This window comes from Mesorhizobium sp. P3_A9, assembly GCF_056402975.1.
Genome location: NZ_JBFUGJ010000345.1, coordinates 1 through 6,050 on the forward strand (window position 1 = coordinate 1; position 6,050 = coordinate 6,050).

Sequence of the window (6,050 nt, forward strand, 5' to 3'; positions counted from 1 at the left end):
GTCTGGGCCCCTTCTGGAACTCCCTGGTGGTCGCAGCCATCGTCGCATTCGAAACGCGGTTCCGTTGGATGAAGTATTTAGCCAGTCGCTTCCGTAGTGGCCCTTAGTTCACGGTCCCGGGGTATTGCACTGGATGAACGGCGCATCCTTTGGCGGGCGCTACCCAGCCGTAGGGAAACGGGGATGCATCATTTGCTGCGTGGTGCCAGTGCGAATTTAATCGCTAAGGCAGTTCCATGTATGACGGTAACGACGGCCACGAGAATCGCGATCTGCCAATACCAAGCGTAGGGGAACGGTTGGCGACAAAGATAGCCGTAAAAATTGAAACCGTCCGGATAAGCCGACCCATCCACGCCTCCCTTCCTAGAGAATGCGCGTGGAGCCCCGTAGACGCCAAATCACAAGCGCGATACTGACGGCGACCCAGCGCCAAGCCAGCGGATGAACAACACACCCTTTCCGGTGACCCCCACCAGCTCTCACTGGCGCAAGGAAAGTAGAAACATCTGAGGCCATTGGGTCTGACAACCCTACGACCGAATGGCGGCCCGTAGGGAATCAGCAGGAGAGAAGTCGGGTTTATCCAGTGGAACGCTACGGGACCGGAGTGCCCCCCCCTACGGCTGGGGATCAGCGCGATTCACCCTGGCGAACTCTTTGTTTTTCGAGGAACCGCTTGGCGTGTTCGCCCCACTCCGCAGCCGTTGTTTTGTGCTCTCGAACGTATGTTTCGAAAGCCTTGCGCAGAGCGTCAAGGTCCAAAGCCCAAAGCCGCTCGCCTTTGTCGTCGTTCAACATTGCGTCACCAAGCCCCCCGGGTGACGGTATGCCCTTCAAATCAAGCCTTCAAGAACCGGTCCTGACTTCTTTTGGGTGTATCGGTCTGTCAAATATACAATCGCCTTCGATAGGTGACCGCAGGAACTGTTGCCAGCAGGAATGAAATCGACTTCATCGGGTGGAACGGCGCAGGGCAGGTGCTGCCTTCACAACTGAGCAGTCCGGTGACGGGACTTCAGTCTTAATTGAGCTATTCCTAATATGCATATAGCCTTGGCCGCGCGGGAGACGATCCCAAAAGCCTGACCCGCAACGACCCGGCACGACCCCATGTCCCCCCCGACTGAGCGTGCCGGGTCGTTCCTACAAGGTGCCTGGCAGGGCGCGAGCGCTCACGCGACAATGGTTTGTCAAATGTACAGACCGGCCCGGCCTGAAGCTGTCTTCCGTGATCGCGCAATATCCGGCTGAGTGCAGTCTGGTATTGATCCTTTGCAGAGTGGCCCTATGTCGTGCCCATCAAGTTCCGTTCTTGTTGGAGAATGGCAGGACTAAGGTCTTGCGTGCCGAGCGCAAAGGTCTGAGGGGACCGTTTAGGTTCCGTTAATGTCCATTGGACGTTCCGTTACTTTAGTTAGTCGGCATATAAAGGCTGACGTTGGGGAATATGGCTGGCGAAATGGCCGGCGCAGCTTGCTTTGGGTTTATAGGGGGGGCTGCACCGGCCATTGCGGGTGTGGGCTTTTGGGTGTGATTGTCCCCGCGTTGGTTAACCTACATGTATATTAGCAATCACGCAAATAAGACTGAAGTCCCTTGTTCCACCAGACCTGGCCGGACTTCCTCATAGTTTCGACTTCCGCCAGCCAGCCTTCCGAGCTTCCTGTTCCGAACAGAACCAGCGCTCGCCCTTCCACAGGCTGATCCGGGTCTCGGCGTAATATTGCTGTCCGGGAACGTGATAGATGCGCTCGCCCGTGTTGGTGCTGACGTTGCCCTTGATGGCGCAACCGACGAGAGGCGGCCCGGCCTTGACGGCAATCAGGCTGGCCAGGATGGCGATCGCCGCGGCGATCAATGTCCACGATATGGCGTTGCGCGAGGGACGCCAGCGACGACGACGCATGGCACGCTTTCGCCAGCGGTCGGAATGATTGTCGTAGCGAGACTTGTCCACTCCCCCTCCCGGCGGGAGAATGCGGCTGTTGTTAGGGCAAGTCTATAAGCTATGTCTAATTTAATGACGTGCGATCCCATCCATCGGATGGCGACCGACGGCACCCAATGCAGCGCCCGGGGGAAAGCCGCCTCGCTCGGCCCGCCCGAAATCCCTTGCTAGGGTCTCGCTGAAACGGCTCCACCGCCAGACGCCGCAGCCCCTGCCATGTCATCCAGGATCGGGCARTCCGGTCTGTTGTCGCCATGGCAGGCATGGATCAGTTTCTGCAGGGTCGTGCGCATCGACTGCAGCTCGCGCACCTTYTCCTCGATSGCSSTGACATGGGCGGCGGCGATYTCGCGCACGTCGKSGCTGGCGCGGCCACGATCCTGGTAGAGCGCCATCAACTGGCGGCAATCATCGATGGAAAAGCCGAGGTTGCGCGCGCGGCGCAGGAAAGCCAGCCGGTGGATGTCGTCACCGGAATAATCGCGGTAGCCGTTAGCGGCGCGTACCGGCGCGATCAGGCCGATCTCCTCATAGTAGCGGATGGTCTTGGCCGGCAGGCCTGAACGATGGGCAGCGTCGCCGACATTCATGCTGATCCTCGATTCCAGGTAACCGTTTGATGTCGCCCCCATTGAATTTACTTCACAATCCAGGGAGGGCTGTTGCCGAAATGCCATAGTGATACGCTTACCCGCGGGTAAGGCCACGCATATAGGCATCGYGYGCTTGGCAAGCAAAGCAAATGCCAGCAWGAATGATGGCAAGAAAGCGGTCGACTCGTGCCGCTGACCTTTGGGCGGGGCTCCGGATCATCTCATGCGCATGAAGTCGCTTGCAATAATTGCCGCATTGGCGCTGTCCACCGCCATCGCCGGTTGCAGCACCATTGGCGGGCAGATCTTCTCCAACGACTACGGCGCGGTGACCGATGCTGGCTACCAATTGCCACGCATCCCGATCGAAAAAGTGCCGAGGCAGTTTCACCGGCAGGAAGTGAACTACGACACCAAGGAAAAGCCGGGCACCATCATCGTCGATACGCAAAACAAGTTCCTCTACTTCGTCGAGGGCGACGGCTTGGCGATCCGATACGGCATCGGTGTCGGCCGCGAGGGCTTCGAGTGGCATGGTACTGCCCACATCGCGCTGAAGCGCGAATGGCCGACCTGGACGCCGCCCCGTGAAATGATCAGGCGCCAACCGGAACTGGCGAAGTTCGCCGATGGCATGGAGCCGGGCCTGAAGAACCCGCTCGGCGCGCGCGCCATGTATCTGTTCAACAAGGGCGGCGACATGGGTTACCGCCTGCATGGCAGCCCGGAATGGAATTCGATCGGCAAGGCGATGTCGTCGGGCTGTATCCGGCTGATGAACCAGGACATCATCGATCTCTATGAYCGCGCCTCGGTCGGCGCCAAGGTCATYGTKATGTAAGGACCACGRTCCCTCRCGGGATCATGGTSAAACGRGAAGACAAGTTTCGTGCGCGGACCGTCTAGGCAACAACGGACGTCCCAAACAGAAAACCGGGCAATTCGGCCCGGTTTTTTGTTGTTTGCGCGATGCGACGCCCGCTCGGCGGTCAGGACACCGCCGAGAACGAGGTGGGAGCCAAAATTTGGTTGGTGATTGTCTCGGTGATCGGGCCATCACGCTCGGAATCTTCCCGCGCCTGCGCCCAGGCAGGGTCCTTCACGAACGCCGTCCAGCGCTCTTCGCGTTCGGCCAGCGATTCCCATGCCAGCATGTAGGTCAGCTCGTTGTTCGAAGCACCGATCAGCGTGGTAAAGAAACCGGCTTGGCGGATACCGTGCTTGTCCCATAATTTGAGGGTGATCTTGTCGAAGCGATCAAGAAGCGCCGGCAAGCGTCCCGGCAAAGCCCGGTAAACCCGAAGTTCGTAGATCATTTTGGAGTTCCTTCCGAGCGATGCGCCGGAAGCGCAGAAAATCGGACCAGATGGTCAGCAGGCTAGAATTATCAGAGGGGCGTCAGGAGACCTGCTCGACCTGCTGTACCTCCGGCACGAAGTGACGCAGGAGATTCTGGATGCCGTGCTTCAGCGTCGCCGTCGATGACGGGCAACCGGCGCAGGCGCCCTTCATGTGCAGGAACACCGTGCCGTTCTCGAAGCCGCGGAAGGTGATGTCGCCGCCATCCTGGGCCACCGCCGGGCGCACCCGCGTGTCGAGCAGCTCCTTGATGGTGATGACGAGTTCCTCGTCCGCCTTGTCATAGAATTCGCCGGTCAGGCTGGTCTCGGCGGCCGGGCCGGCCTTGGCCATGACAGGCGCGCCGGACATGAAATGCTCCATGATGGCGCCGAGGATCGCCGGCTTCAGRTGCTGCCAGTCGGGRCCGTCCTTGGTCACGGTGATGAAATCGTAGCCGAAGAARACGCCGGTGACGCCGGGAATCTCGAACAGCCGGCCAGCGAGCGGCGAGGCGGTTGCCGCACTGTCCGCATCGCGGAAATCGGCGGTGCCTTCGAGCAGCACTTCCTTGCCAGGCAGGAATTTCAGCGTCGCCGGATTGGGCGTCGATTCGGTCTGGATGAACATGGCCGTCTCCATGCCCGTTTCGGGCAGATAGTTTGGAATAGTTCTAAATAGGCTCTATCGGCTGGACATTCAAGCGAAACGCGTCGCCCGAACGGCTGGCTGGCGGAATGTTTTTGCTGGCTGGGGAACAGGATCCCGGGCGGGCTTCAAGCGAGACTGTCGATTTCCTCGTCCGAAAGGTTTTGCGGCACGACCGTGACCGGAATGGGGAAGGCCGCACCCTTGCCAGCCACGGCGCCGACCAGAGGTCCGGGGCCTTCCTTGCCGGCGCCGGCCGCCAGCACCAGGATGGCGATGTCCTGGTCTTCCTCGATCAGCTTGTGGATCTCTTCCGTCGGCTTGCCTTCGCGCACCACCATCTCCGGCTCGATGCCGAGCTTCTGGCGCACCTTGTTGGCATAGCCGTCGAGAGCGGCGCGCGCCGTGGCGTTCGCCTCCTCGCGCATGATCTTCTCGACGCCCAGCCAGTGCTGGAAATCGTCCGGCACGATGACATAGAGCAGCACCAGCGTGCCACTGGTGCTCTGCGCCCGCTTCGAGGCGTAGGCGACGGCGCGCTCGCACTCGGGCGTGTCGTCGATGATCGTCAGGAATTTCCTGCGATGACCGGCTTCGCGGCTGAGGCGTTTGGAGACCATGTCTATCTACCTGGTGTCATTTCGGCCGCAATCTGCCACCGCGGCAGACCGGCGGCAAGCCGCCGGGCCTTAGGCCAGTATGGTGCGCTGCACTGACGGTCGGGATCAGCCCTGCAGCAGCCCGATGATGTCGCGCACCGTCTTCATGGTGGTCTCAGCCAGCACGCCGGCGCGTTCGCCGCCATCCTTGAGCACCGCGTCGACATAGGCGCGGTCGCCTTCGATGCGGCGCATCTCGCCGGCGATCGGCGCCAGCTTCTCCACCGCAAGGTCGGCCAGCGCTGGCTTGAACACCGAAAACTGCTGGCCGCCGAATTCCTTCAGCACATCGGCCTTCGACATCTCGGCCAGCCCGGCATAGATGCCGACCAGGTTTTCCGCTTCCGGCCGGCTTTCCAGCCCGTCGACTTCACCAGGCAAGGCTTCGGGATCGGTCTTGGCCTTGCGGATCTTCTTCGAGATGGTGTCGGCATCGTCGGTCAGATTGATGCGCGACAGGTCCGACGGGTCCGATTTCGACATCTTCTTCGACCCGTCGCGCAGGCTCATGATGCGCGCCGCCGGGCCGCCGATGACCGGTTCGGTGATCGGGAAGAAGCCGTTCACCGTCTCCTCGCCGACCTGCATCTCGACGCCAACGCCAAGGCTGGCGATGCGGCCCGAAAAATCATTGTTGAATTTCTGCGCGATGTCGCGGGTCAGTTCCAGATGCTGCTTCTGGTCCTCGCCCACCGGCACATGCGTTGCGCGATAGAGCAGGATGTCGGCGGCCATCAGCGAGGGATAGGCGAGCAGGCCCAGTGAGGCATTTTCGCGGTCCTTGCCGGCCTTGTCCTTGAACTGCGTCATCTTGTTCATCCAGCCGATGCGCGCGACGCAATTGAAGATCCAGGCGAGCTC

At 60.6% G+C, this 6,050-nt stretch carries 8 protein-coding genes; 1 reads left to right on the top strand and 7 read right to left on the bottom strand.

Annotated features, from left to right (window positions below):
- Nucleotides 1–633: 633 nt before the first annotated feature.
- The 3 genes from AC1DX0_RS29280 to cueR form a co-directional block, all read right to left on the bottom strand.
- On the bottom strand, nucleotides 634–798 hold the full coding sequence (locus AC1DX0_RS29280) for a hypothetical protein (RefSeq protein WP_477357899.1): 165 nt from the start codon (nucleotides 796–798) through the stop codon (nucleotides 634–636).
- Nucleotides 799–1,627: 829 nt separating this feature from the next.
- Entirely contained in the window at nucleotides 1,628–1,960 is a 333-nt protein-coding gene (locus AC1DX0_RS29285) for a sunset domain-containing protein (RefSeq protein WP_477218392.1), read from the bottom strand.
- A 158-nt stretch (nucleotides 1,961–2,118) separates the two neighbouring features.
- Nucleotides 2,119–2,541 carry a Cu(I)-responsive transcriptional regulator gene (cueR, locus tag AC1DX0_RS29290; protein WP_477357901.1) on the bottom strand — a complete coding sequence of 141 codons (423 nt, stop codon included), beginning with the start codon at nucleotides 2,539–2,541 and terminating at the stop codon, nucleotides 2,119–2,121.
- Nucleotides 2,542–2,767: 226 nt separating this feature from the next.
- On the opposite strand from cueR, the gene AC1DX0_RS29295 reads away from it, so the two are divergent.
- The gene (locus tag AC1DX0_RS29295; RefSeq protein ID WP_477218390.1) at nucleotides 2,768–3,385 is read left to right on the top strand and encodes a L,D-transpeptidase; all 618 of its coding nucleotides are present in this window, start codon (nucleotides 2,768–2,770) and stop codon (nucleotides 3,383–3,385) included.
- A gap of 148 nt (nucleotides 3,386–3,533) precedes the next feature.
- Here the strand turns inward: AC1DX0_RS29295 and AC1DX0_RS29300 are convergent, their stop codons facing one another.
- The 4 genes from AC1DX0_RS29300 to trpS all read right to left on the bottom strand — a co-directional run.
- The gene (locus AC1DX0_RS29300) at nucleotides 3,534–3,860 is read right to left on the bottom strand and encodes an NIPSNAP family protein (RefSeq protein WP_477218389.1); all 327 of its coding nucleotides are present in this window, start codon (nucleotides 3,858–3,860) and stop codon (nucleotides 3,534–3,536) included.
- Between the two features lie 82 nt (nucleotides 3,861–3,942).
- Entirely contained in the window at nucleotides 3,943–4,512 is a 570-nt protein-coding gene (locus AC1DX0_RS29305) for a NifU family protein (RefSeq protein ID WP_477218388.1), read from the bottom strand.
- A 146-nt stretch (nucleotides 4,513–4,658) separates the two neighbouring features.
- Complete coding sequence (locus tag AC1DX0_RS29310) at nucleotides 4,659–5,150, bottom strand: universal stress protein (RefSeq protein ID WP_010913128.1); 492 nt, start codon at nucleotides 5,148–5,150, stop codon at nucleotides 4,659–4,661.
- 105 nt (nucleotides 5,151–5,255) lie between these two features.
- Nucleotides 5,256–6,050 (bottom strand): tryptophan--tRNA ligase (gene trpS / locus AC1DX0_RS29315; RefSeq protein ID WP_477357904.1); only part of this gene is annotated, 795 nt, incomplete at its 5' end.

Excerpts from the sequence above, each read along its gene's own strand:
- AC1DX0_RS29300 (WP_477218389.1), bottom strand. The coding sequence starts at position 3,860 with ATGATCTACGAACTTCGGGTTTACCGGGCTTTGCCGGGACGCTTGCCG.
- AC1DX0_RS29310 (WP_010913128.1), bottom strand. The coding sequence starts at position 5,150 with ATGGTCTCCAAACGCCTCAGCCGCGAAGCCGGTCATCGCAGGAAATTC.